Below are 16,726 nucleotides of genomic sequence, written 5' to 3' on the forward strand. Positions count from 1 at the left end.
GCGAGTCTGAACAGCAGGGGGGTCCTGGTGGGACGGAGCAGTACGCCCGGGGAAGGGACGCGGCCACGCGTCCGGCATGCCGGCCAGCTCGGCTGGGACGACGGCCTCTACGAGGACGGGAAGAGGAACGAGGGCGGGGACGGGAGAAGCGGCACAAGTGCCGCTGAACCGGGCACCGGTGAGAGCGGGGGCGGCGGGCGTCGTGACCGGTCCCACCGCGCCGGCAAGGGGAAGAAACGGCGCGTGCTGCGCTGGATAGCCATCTCGCTCGCGTTCCTCATACTCGGCACCGGCGCGGCCGGTTACCTCTACTACGAACACCTGAGCAACAACCTGCGCAAGGGCAAGCGGAGCGCCGGCAACAGTGCGGCGAAGAAGACCGCCCCGAACGCCGCGGGCCAGACCCCGCTGAACATCCTGCTGATCGGCTCCGACAGCCGCAACAGCGCGGAGAACCTGAAACTCGGCGGGTCGAAGGAGAGCGTGGGAAACACCCCGCTCGCCGATGTGCAGATGCTGCTCCATGTGTCGGCGGACCGGAAGAACGCCTCGGTGGTGAGCATCCCGCGCGACACCACGGTGCAGATCCCGTACTGCAAGAACCCCGACACCCACAAGAAGTACCCCGCCAGCAGGGGCATCATCAACGAGACGCTCCGCGGCGGCGCCGGCTGCACGCTGGACACCTGGGAGAAGCTCACCGGTGTCTACATCGACCACTGGATGATGGTCGACTTCGCCGGTGTGGTGGACATGGCGGACGCCGTGGGCGGCGCCTGGGTGTGTGTGAAGGACAACGTCTACGACGTGCCCAAGCCCAGGGTGCCGGGCGGCTCGTATCTGCGGATGAAGAAGGGCCGGCACAAGATCCAGGGCGAGGTCGCGCTGAAGTGGCTGCGCACCCGGCACGCCTTCGCGAGCGACATCGGCCGGTCGAAGGCCCAGCACATGTATCTGAACTCCGTGATGCGTGAGCTGAAGGGCCAGAACGCCTTCACGGACACCGGACGGCTGATGGATCTCGCCGAGACGGCGACCAGCTCGCTCCAGGTCTCCGAGGAGATCGGCACGCCGAAGAAGCTCTTCGACCTCGGCATGCAGCTGAAGAACGTGCCGCTGGACAAGATGACCATGCTGACGATGCCGCGGATCCCCGACCCCGACGACCCCGAGGCCCACGTCCTGCCGAAGCCCGGCGCCGCGGAGAAGCTCTGGGGGCTGCTGCGCGACGACCAGTCGCTCAACCCGAAGGACCGCGCCAAGGCGAAGAAGAAGACGGAGACCGGCCCGAAGGCCGGCGCTCCCGCCTCGCTCGGCGTGACCGTCGTCAACGGCACCTCCGCCGACGGCCAGGCGGCCGCCGAGGGCCGGGCCGGGGCCGTCCGGGACCTGCTGAAGGCCAAGGGCTTCACCGAGGCGGACACCTCGGCCGATCCCGGAACGGCGCTGACGACCGAGGTGTCGTACCCGCGCAGCGCCGGCGCCCAGGGCAAGTCCGACGCGCTGTCGATCGCCAAGGCGCTCGGGATGCCGACCAGTGTCGTGAAGGAGACGCCGGACGGTGCGGGGCTGACGCTCACGGTCGGTTCGGACTGGCGGACGGGCTCCACGTTCCCGAAGCCCGCCGTCGACGACAGCGACCCGCTGGAGGGCACCGAGGCCGTCAACAGCGCCAAGACGGACGACTGCATGGACATCTACTGGCCCTACCGCCAGATGTAACGGACGCGCGGGACATGTGAGAGGGGGGCGCCCGGTTCACCGGGCGCCCCCCTCTCACGTATCTGCCGTCACTGGTCCGCGGTGACCGGCCCCGCTTCGGCCTGCACCGCCGGGCGACGGCTGGCGATGACCTTCCTGGCGAGCGAGCGCGGGCTGGTCAGGAAGCCGTAGCCCCAGGACATGTGCATGGTCGCCAGCGCCACGGGGATCAGTGCCCGCGCCTTCGGCGACAGGCCCTTGCCGGCCGGGAGCGATCCGGCGACGATGGCCGCGACGTACCCGGCCGGGACGACCAGCGCCCACGGGGTGACGGCGGCGCCGGCCACGATGCCCGCCGCGATCGCGACGACGGCGGTCGGCGGGGCCAGGTAGCGCAGGTTGATCGAGCCGGAGTGGTAGCGGGCGACGACGTGGCGCCAGCGGCCGTAGTCCTTGTACTGCTTGGCGAGCGCCCGGACGGAGGGGCGCGGGCGGTACTGCACCCGCAGCTCGGGCGAGAACCAGATCAGGCCGCCGGCCTCGCGGATACGGAAGTTCAGCTCCCAGTCCTGGGCGCGGATGAACTCGATGTTGTAGCCCTCCGCCCGCTCCAGCGCCTCGCGGCGGAAGACGCCGAGGTACACGGTCTCGGCGGGTCCGGCCTGGCCGCCGGTGTGGAAGGCCGCGTTGCCGACGCCGATCTTCGACGTCATGGCCGCGGCGACGGCGTCCTCCCAGGCGTTCTCGCCCTCGGCGTGCATGATGCCGCCGACGTTCTGCGCGCCCGTCTCCTCCAGGAGCCGCACGGCGGTCGCGATGTAGTTCGGCGAGAGCATGCCGTGGCCGTCCACGCGCACCACGATCGGGTGACTGGAGGCCTTGATCGCGGCGTTGAGCGCGGCGGGAGTGCGGCCGGTGGGGTTCGGCACGGTGTGGACCCGGGGGTCCTCCGCGACCAGCTCGGCGGCGATCTCGTCCGTACGGTCCGTGGACGGGCCGAGCGCGATCACCACCTCCATCTCGCCGGCGTACTCCTGCTCCAGGATGTGCCGGACGGAGTTCCGGAGGTGGCGCTCCTCATCGAGCACCGGCATGATCACGGAGACGGCGGGGTGCTGCGCGGCAGACATGTGGTCCTCAGGGGGTCCTCGGGGGCGCCGGGGGTCTCGCACCCCACCAGGCGGCGTTATTCGGCCGCCACGTTACCGCGAATGGGGGACACCGGCGCGCGCCGCCGAGTGGCTGACCGGGATGCAGATCGTATGGGCCTACTGTGCGAACGGTCCCCCTTGCACCGCGGAGGTGTCCCCCCGTGCCCACGCCGCACCCCTACCCCCGTCCGCCACGGCCCCGCGCCGCTCCCCCGCAGCGCAGACGGCCCAGAAAACAGGACGAGAGGCCCCGCTGGGGCATGCGGGTGGCGACAGGGCTCTCCGTGCTCGTGCTCGGCGCGGGCGGCATCGGCCACGCCGTGGTGACCAATCTGGAGACCGGGATCGACCGGATCGATCCGTTCAAGGACATGAAGAACCGTCCCGCGGGCGGCCACGGCATGAATCTGCTGCTGGTCGGCACCGACGGCCGCGACAAGATCACCAAGGAAGAGAAGAAGAAGTACCGGCTGGGCGGTGCGCCCTGCCACTGCACCGACACGATCATGCTGGTGCACCTGTCCGCGGACAAGGAGCGCGCCAGCATCGTCAGTCTGCCGCGCGACAGCTACGCCGAGATCCCCGCGCACACGGACCAGACCACCGGCAAGGAGCACGCGGCCCATCCGGTGAAGCTGAACGCCGCCTACGCCGAGGGCGGGCCGAACCTGACCGTGCGGACGGTCGAGCACATGACGGGCGTCAAGGTCGACCACTATCTGGAGGTCGACTTCACCAGCTTCATGACGACGGTGGACACACTCGGCGGGGTGAAGATCTGCACCACCCGGCCGATGAAGGACTCCTACACCGGTCTCGACCTCGCGGCCGGCACCCATGAGCTCGACGGCGGCCAGGCCCTCCAGTACGTACGCTCCCGGCACATCGACGGCGCCGCCGACCTGGGCCGGATGCAGCGCCAGCAGAAGTTCATGGCCTCCCTGATCAAGCAGGCGACGAGCAGCGGGGTGCTGCTGAACCCGGTGAAGTTCCGCGAGGTCGCCTCGACGATGCTGAAGTCGGTACGGGCCGACAAGGGCTTCGGTACGGAGCAGATGCTCGACCTCGGCCAGGCGATGCGGGGCTTCTCCGCCGCCTCGTCCGAATTCACCTCGGTGCCGATGGGAGATGTCGCCTACCAGGTCAAGGGCATCGGCTCGACGGTCAAGTGGGACCCGAAGAAGTCGAAGCAGCTGTTCCAGGCGCTGCGGGACGACAAGCCGCTGACCGTCGCGCGGCCCAAGCAGGCACCGGCCAAGAAGGTCGACGTCGCGCCGAACCAGATCCGGGTCCAGGTCTACAACGGGACCGCGAAGGACGGCCTCGGCTCCACGGTCGACGCCGCGCTGCACGCCACCGGCTTCAACACCACCCGCGCCCCGCTCACCGCTCCGCAGCGCGATCTCAAGCACACCCTGGTCACGTACGACCCGCGCTGGGACCGGTCCGCGAAGTCACTGGCGGCGGCCCTGCCGGGGGCGCAGCTGAAGGCCGTGAAGGGCCAGGGCCCCACGATGAAGGTGACCGCGGGCACGGACTACCGCAAGGTGGAGCGGGTCCGGGCCGAGCAGCCCGATCCGGGCAGGTTCGGCGCGGTCAAGGGCGACGAGGTGGTCTGCCCGTAGCGGCTCGGGGGCTCCCGGACGAGGTGCGGTGGCCTGCCCGGAGCGGCTCGGGGGCTCCCGGACGAGGTGCGGCGGTCTGCCCGGAGCGGCTCGGGGGCTCCCGGACGAGGTGCGGCGGTCTGCCCGGAGCGGCTCGGGGGCTCCCGGACGAGGTGCGGTGGCCTGCCCGGAGCGGCTCGGGGGCTCCCGGACACGGTGCGGTGGCCTGCCCGGAGCGGCTCGGGGGCTCCCGGACACGGTGCGGCGGTCTGCCCGTGGGCTGCCCCTGCCCGGTCGGTTCAGTCCTCGATGTCCTCGGCGATGTGCTTCTCGCGCAGTTCCTTGATCGCGCGGCGCCGGGCCAGCCGGTGGGTGCGGCGGATCTGCGCCTCCTGGTAGCGGCGCTTGTCGCGCTCGGTCTCCGGGATCACCGGCGGGACCCGGCGCGGCTTGCCGTCCGCGTCGACCGCCGCGAACACCAGGTACGCGGTGCCGACCTGCGAGGCCGGGGTCGACTCGTTCCACCGCTCGGCCATGACCCGGACGCCGACCTCCATGGAGGAGCGGCCGGTCCAGTTCACCTGCGCGCGGACGTGAACCAGGTCACCGACGCGGACCGGTTCGAGGAAGACCATCTCGTCCATCGAGGCCGTGACCGCGGGCCCGCCGGAGTGCCGGCCGGCCACCGCGCCCGCCGCGTCGTCGACCAGTTTCATGATCACCCCGCCGTGCACCGTGCCCAGCAGATTGGTGTCGCTGCCGGTCATGATGTGGCTGAGGGTGGTCCGGGAGGCCGCGGTGGGCTTGCCCGGAATGTCGCCCTCCGGGCGCAGGGCCTGATCTGTCATGCCCTCCACCTTATGCGGGGGCTTTGGGCGTTCCGCAATGCATCAGCTTCGCAACAGCCCTGATCCGATTTCCCTCACACCCTGTAATAGCAGCGGCCCGGACCTGCACACTGGATCGCATGAACGACTGGCCCGAGGGTTGGACCGATGACGACCGCAGCGGCAACCGCTACGGGCAGGGCAGCGCGAGCGACCGGCCCGAGAGCGCCCGCTCGATGCCGCATGTCCAGCGCCCCGTCCCGCAGCAGCCCGCCCGGCCCCGGCAGCGCCCGGCGCCGCCGAGGCAGCGGCCGGTCCCGCAGCAGCCCGGCGGTTACGACGACGGCGGCCCGCAGTACGACAGCGGTTACAACACGGGCCAGGTCTACGGCGGCGGCCACGGCGGCCGCGGTCCGGGGCACGGCGGCGGCCCCGGCGACGGCGGATACGTCCAGGGACGGCCGGCGGCGGCACCGGACTGGCGCCGGCGGATCAAGATCGGCGCGCTGACCCTGGTGGTCGTGGTGCTCGCGGTCTCCATCGGTACGTACTTCTGGGCCGACTCCAAGCTGAAGCGCGAGGTCGACCTCTCCAAGGTCATCGAGCGGCCGGCGGGCGGCGACGGCACGAACTATCTGATCGTCGGCTCCGACAGCCGCGAGGGCATGACGGCCGAGGACAAGAAGAAGCTGCACACCGGTTCCGCCGAGGGCAAGCGGACCGACTCGATGATGATCCTGCACGACGGCTCGAACGGCCCGACGCTGGTCTCGCTGCCCCGTGACTCGAACGTCGAGATCCCCTCGTTCGTCGGCTCCGAATCCGGCAAGAAGTACCCGGGCACGGGCCGCACGACCAAGCTGAACGCCGCGTACGCCACGGACGGTCCCGAACTCCTCGTGCGTACCGTCGAGTTCAACACCGGGCTGCACATCGACCACTACGTCGAGATCGGCTTCGGCGGCTTCGCCCAGATCGTGGACGCGATCGGCGGCGTGGAGCTCGACATCCCGAAGGCCTTCAAGGACAAGAACTCCGGCGCCGACTTCCAGGCGGGCAAGCAGACGCTGAACGGCGAGCAGTCTCTGGCCTTCGTCCGGACGCGCTACGCCTTCGCAGCCAGCGACCTGGACCGTACGAAGAACCAGCAGAAGTTCCTCGCGGCGCTGGCGAACCAGACGGCGACGGCGTCGACGATCCTCAACCCGTTCAAGCTGTACCCGACGATGGGCGCGGGCCTGGACACCCTCATCGTCGACAAGGACATGTCGCTGTGGGACCTGGGGCAGATGTTCTTCGCCATGAAGGGCGTCACGGGCGGCGACGGCAAGTCGATGAACATGCCGATCTCCGGCTCCGTCGGCGGCAATCTGGTCTGGGACAAGGCCAAGGTGAAGCAGCTGGTCGAGCAGCTCAACAACGACGAGAAGGTCACGGTCACGAGTAACTGACCGCGGACTTCGGACAGGGCCCGGACGGTTCGCCGTCCGGGCCCTGCCGCATCCTGGTTCGGCCCGCCGGACACCGGCGGGCCGCCGTACCGCCCGTGATCCGTCCCGGGCCGCCGTACCGCCCGTGATCCGTCCCGGGCCGCCGTACCTCCGCTCCCGAGACCCGTCCGCTACCCCGGAGTCCGAAGCCATGAGCACCCCCGCCCCGCAGGAAACCCTCCCCGCCACCGCTCCGCACCACGAGACCCTGCGTGCCGCTCTCCGCGACCACGGACTGGTCGCGATCCTGCGCAGCAGCCTCCCTGGCGCACCCCTCGTCGAGACCGTCCGCACCCTGGCCGATGCCGGCGTGCGCTGCATCGAGATCACCCTGCCGACGCCGGGCGGCCTGGCGGCCCTGGCCGAGCTGCGCGGGACCCTCCCGCCGGAGTGTCTGCTGGGCGTCGGCACGGTCACGGAGACCGCCCATATCGAGCAAGTGACGTCGGTGGGCGCCCGGTTCGTGGTCAGCCCGTGCAACTTCCCCGGCCTGCTGCCCGCCTGCAACGACGCCGGGCTCGGATCGCTCCCCGGAGCGTTCACGGCCACCGAGGCGTGGGCGGCCTGGCAGGCGGGGGCGAGTGCGGTGAAACTGTTCCCGGCCGAGCCGCTCGGCCCGCGCACGGTCGCCGCACTGCACGCCCCGCTGCCGCAGCTCCCGCTGGTGCCGACGGGCGGGATCGGCCTGGACGACATCCGCCCGTATCTCGATGCCGGGGCCCTGGCGGTGGGCATCGGCTCGCCGCTCCTGAAGGACGCCCTGACCGGCGGATCGCAGAAGGAACTCCATGCCCGTGCGGCGGAGTTCGTGGCCAGGTGCGCGAGGGCGTAGGGCCGGTCCGGTGATGGCGGGCGGGGACGGCCGGGACCTCGGCGTGCGCCTCGTCACCTGCCGGATGTCCGGAAACCGGCGGCGCATGACGCCTCGTCACCTCCACACTGTCCCGTAGCGATCAGATCCTGCCGCCGCCGCGGCCCGTTCCGGGCACGCGGCGGTCAGGACGGCCGTAACGGCCAGGTGCCGGGTGCCGCGCCCCACGCGACGGCGGCCCGCAGACCACACACGGGGGACACCATGACGGAGCACGAAGACGCACAGCGGCCCCCGGCGGGCCACCCGCCACAGCAGCCCTCCTACGGCCCGCCGCCGCCCGGCGCCTTCGGGCCCCCGGCACCGGCCCCGGCCCCGGCCCCGGCCGACGCTCCGCCCCAGCACCCTGCGTACGCCCCGCCGCCCGACGCTCCGCCCCAGCACCCCGCATACGCCTCCCCGCCCGGCGCGTTCGGGCCGCCGACGCAGGGCCCGTACCCGACGCAAGGTCCGTACCCGACGCAGGGCCCGTACCCGCCGCCGCAGGGCTCGCCGTTCGTGCCGCCGCCGAACCAGCCTCACGTACCGCCGCCCGGCTCCCCCTACGGGCCGCCCGGCTATCCGTACGGTCCTCCGCCTCCTGTGCCGCCGGGCGGGCCGGGGCGGCGGCTGCTGCCCGCCGGGCGGCGCGGGCGCTTCCTGCTGTTCGGCGGCCTGGGTGTGCTGATCGTGGCGCTGCTGGCCGGGCTGCTGGTCCACAACGGCAGCCCGGGTTCGAAGGCGCCGGTGGCCAAGCAGGACCTCAGGCCGTTCCGGCAGGCCGTGGCCACGCTGGCCGGGTCTCCCGGCCTGCGGTACCAGGACTCCGCCGCCGGGCTGATGAAGCGGGACGTCACCGTCACCGCCGCGGGCAGCAGCTTCGGCACCAGCGGCCTGGGCGACGCCGAACTCGCCGTCGAGATCCTGCACATCGGCGGCAGGACCTTCACCCGGCAGAAGGAGGCCTCCGCCTGGGCGGCCGCCGAGGACACCGACACCGGTGAGACGCAGGAGGTCGTGGAACGCAGGCCGTCCCCGGCCCTGTTGGCGATCCAGCTCGCCAGGGCCCTGGACGCGGCGCGCAACACGCCCGCCCCCAGCGCATCCGCCAAGCCTCCGACGGTCAACGGCGCGGCCGCGCTCGCCGTCAACACCTCGATGGGCCGGCTGCTCGTCACCGCGAAGAAGCCTCACCGGGTGCTGCGCCTGGAGCCCTACAGCGCCTCCGGTTCCTCCGGTTCCTCCGGTTCCTCCGGTTCCTCCGGTTCCTCCGGTTCCTCCGGTTCCTCCGGTTCTTCCAGTGGCTCCGGTTCCTCCAGTGGCTCCGCCCAGCCGGCCTCGGTCCGGTCGGCGGCCTTCACGACCCGGGCGGCCTCCGAGGACGAGGACCCGTCCGGGGATCCCTCCGGGGACCCCGAGATCACCGATGGCCCTCTTGAGGGCAGCGACTCCGACGGCCTGGACCTGGCGCCGGTCACCGGGGACGACGTCGACCCGATGCTCGACACCCTGGAGAAGCAGACCAAGGAGCTGAACAAGGCCACCGACAGCGGCATCAGCCTGGCCCTCAGCGGTTCGGGCACGGTGAAGTGCAATGGGGGCGGGTGCACGGCCACGAGCAGCTTCGCCGGCCAGATCACCACCAGCGCCAGGAGCCGTCTGGTCGACGGCAAGGTCACCGCGGTGATGACCGCCTCCTTCAGCATCGACGGCAAGCCGGCGGGCCGGTGCACCAGCCCGCAGCGCTCCTTCGCGGCCACCGGCGCCACCGTCTCCGGCAGCCTGTCCTGCTCCAACCCGGGCGCCGGTCCCACCTTCACCTCGGTCGAGGCGCAGAAGAAGGCCGAGGCGCGGGCCCGCTCCCGGGCCAGCGGCGGCAAGCTGGTCCAGTACCGCATCCCCTTCCGCGCCGACACCCTCGTCAACGCCCGCGCACTGGCGACGACCGAGGTCAAGAGGCTGGTCGACAAGGTGCGGGAGGAACGCGACGGCGCGAACTGCCCCGTGTCCCAGAGCGCCTCGGGGGCGGCCTTCCACCTCCCCGGCCTCGCCGGGCAGCCGGTGCGGGGCGGCGTCGTGCACGTTCGCTACACCGTTGTCCTCGGCGGCCACGGCCGGCCGTCCCCGCCCGCGGCGCTACCCGTCCGCGCCGAGGACTGCGTCAACTGGTCCTCCAAGAGCGTGAAGACCTTCGGGCACAGCTTCAAGACCCACGGCGCGGGCGCGAAGAACACCAAGTCACTGACCGACCGCGCCCGCAGCACCGGCAACCAGCAGGGCCAGTGGCTGGACAACGACGCCGCCGCGCAGTTCCTGCGCAGCGCCCACGTACCCGGCTCCGGGGTACGTACAGTGCCCATCCCGGCAGGGCTCGGACAGGTGATCATGCCGGACGGAACCATCGTCGCTGCCCGGGCGGCCACGCTCGTCCCCGGCCCGGGCGGGCTCTACCGTACGGCCTACCCGGTCGTCGACCTGGAATAGGACTGGAACAGGAATCGTGACGTCATGAGCTTCTCCGTATCGTTCCGCCCGCCGGCCCCCCGGAGCGCTCCCGCCGGCGACCCGGTCCCCCCGGAGGCGGACGAGGAGTACGAGACCCTGGTCATGGAGGCGTGCGAGGCCCTGGCGGAGGCCGGGGACTGCGGCTTCCGCATGGGCGGCTTCGGTACGCCCGAGTGGCCCGTGGACGTGGCGTACGACCTCTCCACGCTCATGGAGCAGCTCCCGGCCCTGCTCGCCGGGGTGCGGGCCGGTCGGGAGGTGGAGGTCGACCTCTACTCCCAGGGCCTCGAGCGAACGCTGACCTTCCACCCGGAGGGCGAGGTGGTGGCCATCCGCTGCGCCTCACGCACGCGGTGGGTTCCGGAACCGGAGTGGGAGCGCGTTCCCCGGGATGAACTCCTCGCCATGCTGACCGGGCTGGCCGCCGATTTCGCCGACGGCCTGGCGGCGGTCGACTCCCCGCTGGCGGAGGTCTCACCCTTCCGTGAGTGGCGCGAACGGGGCGGCCCGGAGACGCCCCGCGCCACCGGGGCCGGCACCGGCTGATCTGCGCCTCACGTCGAACGCGGTCATACGACCCCTCCGGCCGGGCTCTGCGGCTCCGTTTCGTTCAGGTCCTCGTGGAGCGCGCCCAGGGTCCGTCCCGTGGGCTCGCCCCGCGGTGAGAGTTCGGCCAGACGCCAGCCGGGCAGGTGCCCGCCGGTCCCGGGCGGGACATCGCCGCGGTCCGGGTCGTCCATCCCCTGGAGCAGGGCGAAGGCCGTCTCCCGCGCGATCTCGCGGGCTATCTCGCCCAGCTCCGCCGGGGTCAGCCCGAGCCGCACCGCCCGCTCGACGGCACCGCCGGCCAGGCCTTCCTTCCGGTAGGCCTCGACCCAGTGCGGCGCCGCCGAGCTCCAGGCGTCGATGTCCTGCCAGACCATGCGCAGGAACCGGAACCGGGCCAGTTGAGGGATGCCCTCCTCAGCCTCCGACTCGGCCCATCCCGAGGCGTCGTCCGCCCCCAGGGCCTCGAACAGGCCGGTGAGCTCGTCGATGTCCGTCATGGACAGGGAAGGTACGCCACCGGGCCCGGTCGCCCGCGTCCGGATCGGGTGGAGTTCACCTCGTGCGCCGAAGCGTTCAGCCGAAGGTCGAGGCGACGATCAGCCGGACGACATGTGCTCAGCCGAACATCGAGGCGACGATCAGCCCGACACCACGCGCTCAGCCGAACAGCGAGGCAACGAACAGCCCGACACCACGCGCTCAGCCGAACATCGAAGCGGCGATCAGCCCGACGACAACGGCGGCACACACCAGCACGGCCGCGCTCCGTCCGCGCCTGCCTCGCCGCGAGCCCTGCCGCGGGCCCTTCCGCGAGCCCTGCCGGGAAGCCTGCCGCTGCCGGCCCCGCCCGGTCGAGGGTCCCCCGGTCTCTCCGGTCCTCGCGTCGGCCGTTTCGGCCAGCAGGCCGCGGCAGCAGGCCGCGAGCCGGGTGATGTCGCCGTCGAGGGGGACGGTCGCCTCGGCACGGGCCGGGGCGGTGGTGCCGCCGTCCAGGATGCGGCCGGCGCGAACCCTCACCAGGCCGGACCCGTGGGACGTGAGGCTGATCCACCGGCCGGCGTCCTCGCCTCGGATCACTACGGTGCCGCCGCGTTCGCGGTAGACGGCGTGCTGTCGCCAGAGCAGCTTCGCGAGCGGTACGGGGAGGGCGGAGACCGTCGTCAATGGCCGTCGGTCGTCGCTCAATGACATCGGGCCGCCTGTCGGTTCACGGTGCGGGAGCGGGAGCGGGTGTGCCGCTCGGCCCCTCTTCGGGCCTCCGCGGCCACGCTCGTACGCGTATGGTTCGACCGGGTTCTGCGCCCCGGTATGTACGTGGACAACTCGCCGGTCCTTTCGGGCCACGCCGGTCGGCGTGATCACCGCAGGATTGTAGGTGGGGAGCAACACCGTCCGCCCGTAAGACAACTGACTGCCCATGAGTTCTCGGTCACGGTTGTCTGGATCAACGGACGAGCGACGCCCGCCGGGGCTGGGTGAAGACGCAACCCGCTCGCCTCCGGCGCGACGACCGGCCGGAAGGGCGGTGGCACCGATGCGCGCGTTGCGCAGGGTGGACGCCCATGCCTCCGACCTGCGCCCGGCCGCCCCCCGGCCTCCCGCCTGGATCACGCCGGTCTGCGAGGGCGAAATCCCGGAGGGTGGTTTTCGGTCAACTGAGCTGCCGGACGCGAAAGTTCCGCCGGAGTCACGATCACCGCACCGTGCCGGTACATAGTTGACTCCGGTGTCCGGGCGGGCTGCTCGAAGAGGCTGACGCGCGGAGCGTAGAACGTGCGGACACCTCCCGGATGCGGCTCAGTGGTCACGTCCGGGGCCGGCTCCGGCGGGCACAGGCCGCACGGCACCGGCCCACGCCCGTGGCCCCCGCCCGAGCTCCCGCCCTCACTCTCACCGCCGCCCTCACCACCGGCCCCGTCCCCGCCCGCGCCGAGTTCGGCCAGGGCCCGGCCCAAGCGGTCCACGAGCTGCCGCACGCCGTCGATCAGATCGGCCAGCCGCTCGTCGCCCGGGGCGGGCGCGCCGGCCCGGTCCCCCGCCGCCACCAGGTTGTTGCGGACGAGCACCCTGTGCACGGTGGTCAGGGAGGGAAGAGGCTCGACGCGCCCGCCGAGTGCCTCGCGCAGGCGCCTGGCGCCCCAGTCCGGGTGCTGTTCGCGAAGCGCGCAGATCAGGTCCTCCACACAACGGTCGAGTCGCGCCGGGCTCCGGTGCGGGCGCCGGGACCTGTCCGCGAGGCCCGCCTCGCCCCCCGATCCGTACCTCTTGCGCCAGTTGTGAAGGGTCTGCCGCGAGACCCCGTGGCGTCGGGCGACCTCGGCCACCGGGACCCCCGCCAGCACCGCCAGCACCGCCCGGTAGCGCTGCTCGGGACTCGCCTGTCGACTCACCGGTGCGCCTCCTCGCCTGGGGGTTCCCTCACAGGTCTAGACGATCACGCGTTTCAACGATGTATCCGCCCTCTTCCCCGCCGGTGAAAAATGTCCCGGTGCCGGTGGTAAAAAATCTCATGGATCTATTTACCCGACGGGATTGCCGGGGATCAGGAAGGGAATTGGACAGGCCCCGGCAAGACGTTGACAGCGGTCCCGCCGATTGACCAACATTCAACCGTCCCGGGCCGTTCGGTGCGGGATTTCTGGAGATACGGGAGGGAAAATGGAAGAGCGTAATTCACTGCGAGCGGATGAAATCGAGGTCTCGCCGTCGCCGATCGCGACGCCGGACTTCGTGATCTCGGACAACGACCCCACCGACCCGGTCCTCGTCATTTCCGACAACGACCCGTCGGACCCGGTGATCTGATCCTATGGCCGTGACTCACGGCGGGTGGAAGGCTGCGCCCCAGGCGCAGCCTTCGCTCGGCCTCTCCGACCTCCTGTCCCCGTTCACCACGGAAGACTTCAAGAGTGAATTCTGGGAAAAGAAGCCTCTCATAATTCACCGGGAAAACCCTGACTACTTCGCGGATCCACTGACATTCCGCGACGTCGATCACATTCTTTCCACCTCCAGTGTCCGGTCTTCGGAACTCAAAGTCGTCGTCAACGGACAAGAGATCCCGCTGGTCGAAATGGCCGCCTCCGGTCCGGGCGGGCCCAGCAATGGTCTGGAGGTCCTCTACGACCTCTACCGAAAGGGCTCGACCGTCGTCTTCAAGTTCCTGCACGAACGGTGGGAGCCGCTGGGCCGGCTGTGCCGGACCCTGGCGGGCGAGTTCAGTGCCGGGTTTCAGGCCAACGCCTACCTCACCCCGGCGGGCGCCCAGGGGCTGACCAGCCACTTCGACACGCATGACGTCTTCGTTCTCCAGGTCTGGGGCTCGAAGCACTGGCGTCTGTACGAGTCACCGGACGAACTGCCCCTGCACTCCCAGCACTACCGGCGGCCCCCGGAGGGCCCCGGCGCTCCGGTCCAGGAGTTCGACCTGAAGGCCGGCGACCTGATGTACATGCCGCGCGGCACCGTGCACGACGCGAACTCCAACGACGAGGCGTCGCTCCACATCACCCTCGGAATACTGCCCGTGCTGTGGTCGACCGTGCTCAAGGACGCCCTCGACCAGGCCATCGAGAGCGATCCGAAGTACCGCGGCTCGCTGCCGCCCGGGTTCGCCCTGGATCCGGAGCTGCTCGACCGGGCGGCCGGCACCCTGGCCGGGCTGCTGTCCTCCGTGGCCGGTGAGGTGCGGCCGCACGACGTCGTCGAGCGCGCCGCGAGCCGGGCCCTGGTCGGCCGTCAGCCGGTACTCAACGGCCATCTGCTGGACCTGGAGGGGCTTCGCACGCTGGGCCCGGACACCCAGGTGCTGCGCAGGGCCGAACTCCTGTGGTCCCTGTCCCACGAAGGGGCCTCGCTCAACCTGGAGTTCCACGGCAAGGTCGTCCGGTTCCCGGAGCGGATCGAGCCCGAGCTCCGCTATCTGCTGAGCTCCGAAGCGCCGTTCAGCGCGCGGGACATCACGGGTGCGCTGGACGTCGAGGGCCGGCTCGTCCTGGTGCGCAGGCTGGTGCAGGAGGGGCTGCTCACCCTGGGCTGAGCTCCGCTCCCCCGGGGCGGGCAGGGGCCGGGCGGGGCTTGCCCGGCCGGGCAAGCCGCCGGCCCGCCCCGCCGTCAGGCCTCCCCGCGACGCCCGGCCCTGCCGTCAGGCCTCCTCGTAACGGCCGCCGAGGTGCTGTGCCAGGAAGCGTTCGGCCGCCGCGTAGAAGGCCAGCCGGTTCCGGGGACGCACGAAGCCGTGGCCCTCGTCGGGAAAGAGCAGGTACTCATGCGGGACGCCGTTCCGCCGCAGTGCGGACACCAGTTGCTCCGACTCCGCGCTCCGCACCCGGGGGTCCCTGGCTCCCTGGCCGATCAGCAGCGGTATCCGGATGCGGTCCGCCGCGGACAGCGGGGAACGGGACCGGAGGAACTCGCGCTCCGACTCCGGGGAGCCGACGCGGCGTCGGAGCATGGCCGCCATCGGCCCCCAGGTCCGCGGCACCGACTCGATGAAGGTGGCCAGCGAGGACGGCGCGGCGACCGCGACGGCGCAGCGGTAGTCGTCCGGGGTGAACGCGGCGCCGACGAGCGCCGCGTACCCGCCGTACGAGCCGCCGTACACGGCGACGCGGTCCGGATCGGTGTGGCCGAGCGCGACGGTGTGGCGCACCGCGTCCTGGAGGTCGTCCTGCATCCGGCCGCCCCATTCGCGGTCGCCCGCGTTGGTGAACCGCTTTCCGTAGCCGGTGGAACCGCGGAAGTTGACCTGGACGCAGAGGTAGCCGCGGTTCGCCAGCCACTGCGTCTCGGCGCGGAAACCCCACTGGTCCCGGGTCCACGGACCGCCGTGGACGCACAGCACGGCGGGCAGGTGCCGGCGGCCGCCGGTGGGCGGGAAGGTCAGGTAGCCGTGCACGCGCAGTCCGTCGCGGGCGCGGAAGGAGAAGGGTTCGACATGGGACAGCCGGTGGCCGTCGAGGGCCGGCAGATGGCTGAAGAGGTGGACGGTCCGCCCGGTTCCCCGGCGCAGGACCCGGTAGCCGGCCGGGCCGTCGTCCGTGTTGTGCTGCACCAGCCAGTGGCGGTCGGCGCGGTCCCGCCCGAGCACGGACACGTCCCCGGGAGCGGCGGCCCGCAGGGCGTCGAAGTCGGGTGCCAGGGACGGGTCGAGGACCTCGATGTCGTTGCGTTCGCGCCGTACGAGGACGAACTGCGCCCGGCCGGTGACCGGGTGGGCGCCGACGCCCTCGACGTCGTGGTGCGGATCCTCGTACAGCACCTCGGTGCTGCCGGTGGCGGTGTCCAGGCGGAGCAGCCGGGCCGTGTCCGAACCGAGCGAGGAGAGCAGCAGCAGGTGGCGTCCCCCGGAGGTGAATCCGAACGGGCGCAGCGACGGGGCGTCCTCGGGGCCGACGCGGTGCAGTTCCTTCCAGGCGGCGTCCTCGTCCTCGCGCACCAGGAGGGCCGAGGAACCGTCCGCCTCGGTACGGACCGCTCCGCGCACCCGGAGCCGCCCGTCGGCCACCCAGCGGCTGAATCCCTCGTCGGTGGCGGCGAGTTCGAGGGCGCCCGTGGCCGGGTCGAGCCGGTAGGCGTCGTGCCGGGAGCGGTCCCGCAGATTGAGGCCGATCAGGATCCGGCCGGGGAACCGCGGGTCGATGGCCACGATGCGGGCCTGCACGCCGTCGTACGGGGTGAGGTCCCTGGCGGGACCCGTCGCGGTGGGGTCCACCGCGTAGAGGTGGGTGTTCTCGTCGCCGTCGCGGTCCTGCACGTACAGCAGCCGGTGCCCGTCGCCGGACCAGGCGAAGGCGCGTACACCGCGCCCGGTATCGGCCGTCACGGGCCGCAGGTCCATGTCCTGCCAGGTGCCGGCGTGCACGTTCAGAACCCCGCGGCTGTCCGGGGCGAGGCAGGCGAGGTACCGCCCGCACGGGGAGAGGGCCGGGCTCATCCGGTCCGGATTGCCGAAGAGCACGGCGCGCGGGATGAGCGTGTGCGCGGTCATGGGCGGGCCCGTCCTGTCCTGGTGGTGGGTGGGTCGGCGGGTACCGGGCGTGGTTCACGG

General features: G+C 71.7%; 14 protein-coding genes. 8 read left to right on the forward strand and 6 right to left on the reverse strand.

Annotated elements, in window-relative coordinates; all coding sequences use genetic code 11:
* Positions 1 to 27 precede the first annotated feature (27 nt).
* Positions 28 to 1,722: an LCP family protein gene (locus OG782_RS13965; protein WP_406450787.1), complete on the forward strand. Its 1,695-nt coding sequence runs from the start codon at positions 28 to 30 to the stop codon at positions 1,720 to 1,722.
* Between the two features lie 68 nt (positions 1,723 to 1,790).
* Here the strand turns inward: OG782_RS13965 and OG782_RS13970 are convergent, their stop codons facing one another.
* Positions 1,791 to 2,831: a glycosyltransferase family 2 protein gene (locus OG782_RS13970; protein WP_406450789.1), complete on the reverse strand. Its 1,041-nt coding sequence runs from the start codon at positions 2,829 to 2,831 to the stop codon at positions 1,791 to 1,793.
* A 281-nt stretch (positions 2,832 to 3,112) separates the two neighbouring features.
* Between OG782_RS13970 and OG782_RS13975 the strand changes: the two genes are divergently transcribed.
* Complete coding sequence (locus tag OG782_RS13975) at positions 3,113 to 4,477, forward strand: LCP family protein (RefSeq protein ID WP_406450791.1); 1,365 nt, start codon at positions 3,113 to 3,115, stop codon at positions 4,475 to 4,477.
* A gap of 278 nt (positions 4,478 to 4,755) precedes the next feature.
* Here the strand turns inward: OG782_RS13975 and OG782_RS13980 are convergent, their stop codons facing one another.
* Positions 4,756 to 5,304 (reverse strand): acyl-CoA thioesterase, encoded by a 549-nt coding sequence (locus tag OG782_RS13980; protein WP_406450793.1) that lies wholly within the window; start codon positions 5,302 to 5,304, stop codon positions 4,756 to 4,758.
* A gap of 119 nt (positions 5,305 to 5,423) precedes the next feature.
* Between OG782_RS13980 and OG782_RS13985 the strand changes: the two genes are divergently transcribed.
* From OG782_RS13985 to OG782_RS14000, 4 genes are all read left to right on the forward strand, one after another.
* Positions 5,424 to 6,734, forward strand: a complete 1,311-nt coding sequence (locus OG782_RS13985; RefSeq protein ID WP_406450795.1) for an LCP family protein — start codon at positions 5,424 to 5,426, stop codon at positions 6,732 to 6,734.
* Between the two features lie 190 nt (positions 6,735 to 6,924).
* A complete protein-coding gene (locus OG782_RS13990) occupies positions 6,925 to 7,605 on the forward strand; it encodes a bifunctional 4-hydroxy-2-oxoglutarate aldolase/2-dehydro-3-deoxy-phosphogluconate aldolase (RefSeq protein WP_406450797.1) in 681 nt (226 codons plus the stop codon).
* 243 nt (positions 7,606 to 7,848) lie between these two features.
* Positions 7,849 to 10,107: a hypothetical protein gene (locus OG782_RS13995; protein WP_406450799.1), complete on the forward strand. Its 2,259-nt coding sequence runs from the start codon at positions 7,849 to 7,851 to the stop codon at positions 10,105 to 10,107.
* 24 nt (positions 10,108 to 10,131) lie between these two features.
* A complete protein-coding gene (locus tag OG782_RS14000) occupies positions 10,132 to 10,674 on the forward strand; it encodes a hypothetical protein (RefSeq protein WP_406450801.1) in 543 nt (180 codons plus the stop codon).
* Between the two features lie 23 nt (positions 10,675 to 10,697).
* Here the strand turns inward: OG782_RS14000 and OG782_RS14005 are convergent, their stop codons facing one another.
* The 3 genes from OG782_RS14005 to OG782_RS14015 form a co-directional block, all read right to left on the reverse strand.
* Entirely contained in the window at positions 10,698 to 11,174 is a 477-nt protein-coding gene (locus tag OG782_RS14005; RefSeq protein WP_406450803.1) for a hypothetical protein, read from the reverse strand.
* Between the two features lie 202 nt (positions 11,175 to 11,376).
* Positions 11,377 to 11,841: a hypothetical protein gene (locus tag OG782_RS14010; RefSeq protein WP_406450805.1), complete on the reverse strand. Its 465-nt coding sequence runs from the start codon at positions 11,839 to 11,841 to the stop codon at positions 11,377 to 11,379.
* 443 nt (positions 11,842 to 12,284) lie between these two features.
* Positions 12,285 to 13,067 carry a helix-turn-helix domain-containing protein gene (locus OG782_RS14015; protein WP_406450807.1) on the reverse strand — a complete coding sequence of 261 codons (783 nt, stop codon included), beginning with the start codon at positions 13,065 to 13,067 and terminating at the stop codon, positions 12,285 to 12,287.
* Positions 13,068 to 13,335: 268 nt separating this feature from the next.
* Here OG782_RS14015 and OG782_RS14020 point away from each other — a divergent pair, with 268 nt between their 5' ends.
* Complete coding sequence (locus OG782_RS14020) at positions 13,336 to 13,482, forward strand: hypothetical protein (RefSeq protein ID WP_406450809.1); 147 nt, start codon at positions 13,336 to 13,338, stop codon at positions 13,480 to 13,482.
* A 268-nt stretch (positions 13,483 to 13,750) separates the two neighbouring features.
* Positions 13,751 to 14,716, forward strand: coding sequence for a cupin domain-containing protein (locus tag OG782_RS14025; protein WP_406450811.1), 966 nt, complete (start codon positions 13,751 to 13,753; stop codon positions 14,714 to 14,716).
* Between the two features lie 105 nt (positions 14,717 to 14,821).
* Here the strand turns inward: OG782_RS14025 and OG782_RS14030 are convergent, their stop codons facing one another.
* Positions 14,822 to 16,666: a S9 family peptidase gene (locus OG782_RS14030; protein ID WP_406450813.1), complete on the reverse strand. Its 1,845-nt coding sequence runs from the start codon at positions 16,664 to 16,666 to the stop codon at positions 14,822 to 14,824.
* Positions 16,667 to 16,726 lie beyond the last annotated feature (60 nt).

The organism is Streptomyces sp. NBC_00876, from assembly GCF_045207435.1.
Classification (GTDB): Bacteria; Actinomycetota; Actinomycetes; order Streptomycetales; family Streptomycetaceae; genus Streptomyces.

What these genes read in the sequence shown, in the direction of transcription:
- OG782_RS14030 (WP_406450813.1), bottom strand. Translation starts at nt 16,666, where the DNA reads ATGACCGCGCACACGCTCATCCCGCGCGCCGTGCTCTTCGGCAATCCG.
- OG782_RS13985 (WP_406450795.1), top strand. Translation starts at nt 5,424, where the DNA reads ATGAACGACTGGCCCGAGGGTTGGACCGATGACGACCGCAGCGGCAAC.
- OG782_RS14000 (WP_406450801.1), top strand. Translation starts at nt 10,132, where the DNA reads ATGAGCTTCTCCGTATCGTTCCGCCCGCCGGCCCCCCGGAGCGCTCCC.
- OG782_RS14025 (WP_406450811.1), top strand. Translation starts at nt 13,751, where the DNA reads ATGGCCGCCTCCGGTCCGGGCGGGCCCAGCAATGGTCTGGAGGTCCTC.
- OG782_RS14020 (WP_406450809.1), top strand. Translation starts at nt 13,336, where the DNA reads ATGGAAGAGCGTAATTCACTGCGAGCGGATGAAATCGAGGTCTCGCCG.
- OG782_RS13970 (WP_406450789.1), bottom strand. Translation starts at nt 2,831, where the DNA reads ATGTCTGCCGCGCAGCACCCCGCCGTCTCCGTGATCATGCCGGTGCTC.
- OG782_RS13975 (WP_406450791.1), top strand. Translation starts at nt 3,113, where the DNA reads ATGCGGGTGGCGACAGGGCTCTCCGTGCTCGTGCTCGGCGCGGGCGGC.
- OG782_RS13980 (WP_406450793.1), bottom strand. Translation starts at nt 5,304, where the DNA reads ATGACAGATCAGGCCCTGCGCCCGGAGGGCGACATTCCGGGCAAGCCC.
- OG782_RS13990 (WP_406450797.1), top strand. Translation starts at nt 6,925, where the DNA reads ATGAGCACCCCCGCCCCGCAGGAAACCCTCCCCGCCACCGCTCCGCAC.
- OG782_RS14005 (WP_406450803.1), bottom strand. Translation starts at nt 11,174, where the DNA reads ATGACGGACATCGACGAGCTCACCGGCCTGTTCGAGGCCCTGGGGGCG.
- OG782_RS13995 (WP_406450799.1), top strand. Translation starts at nt 7,849, where the DNA reads ATGACGGAGCACGAAGACGCACAGCGGCCCCCGGCGGGCCACCCGCCA.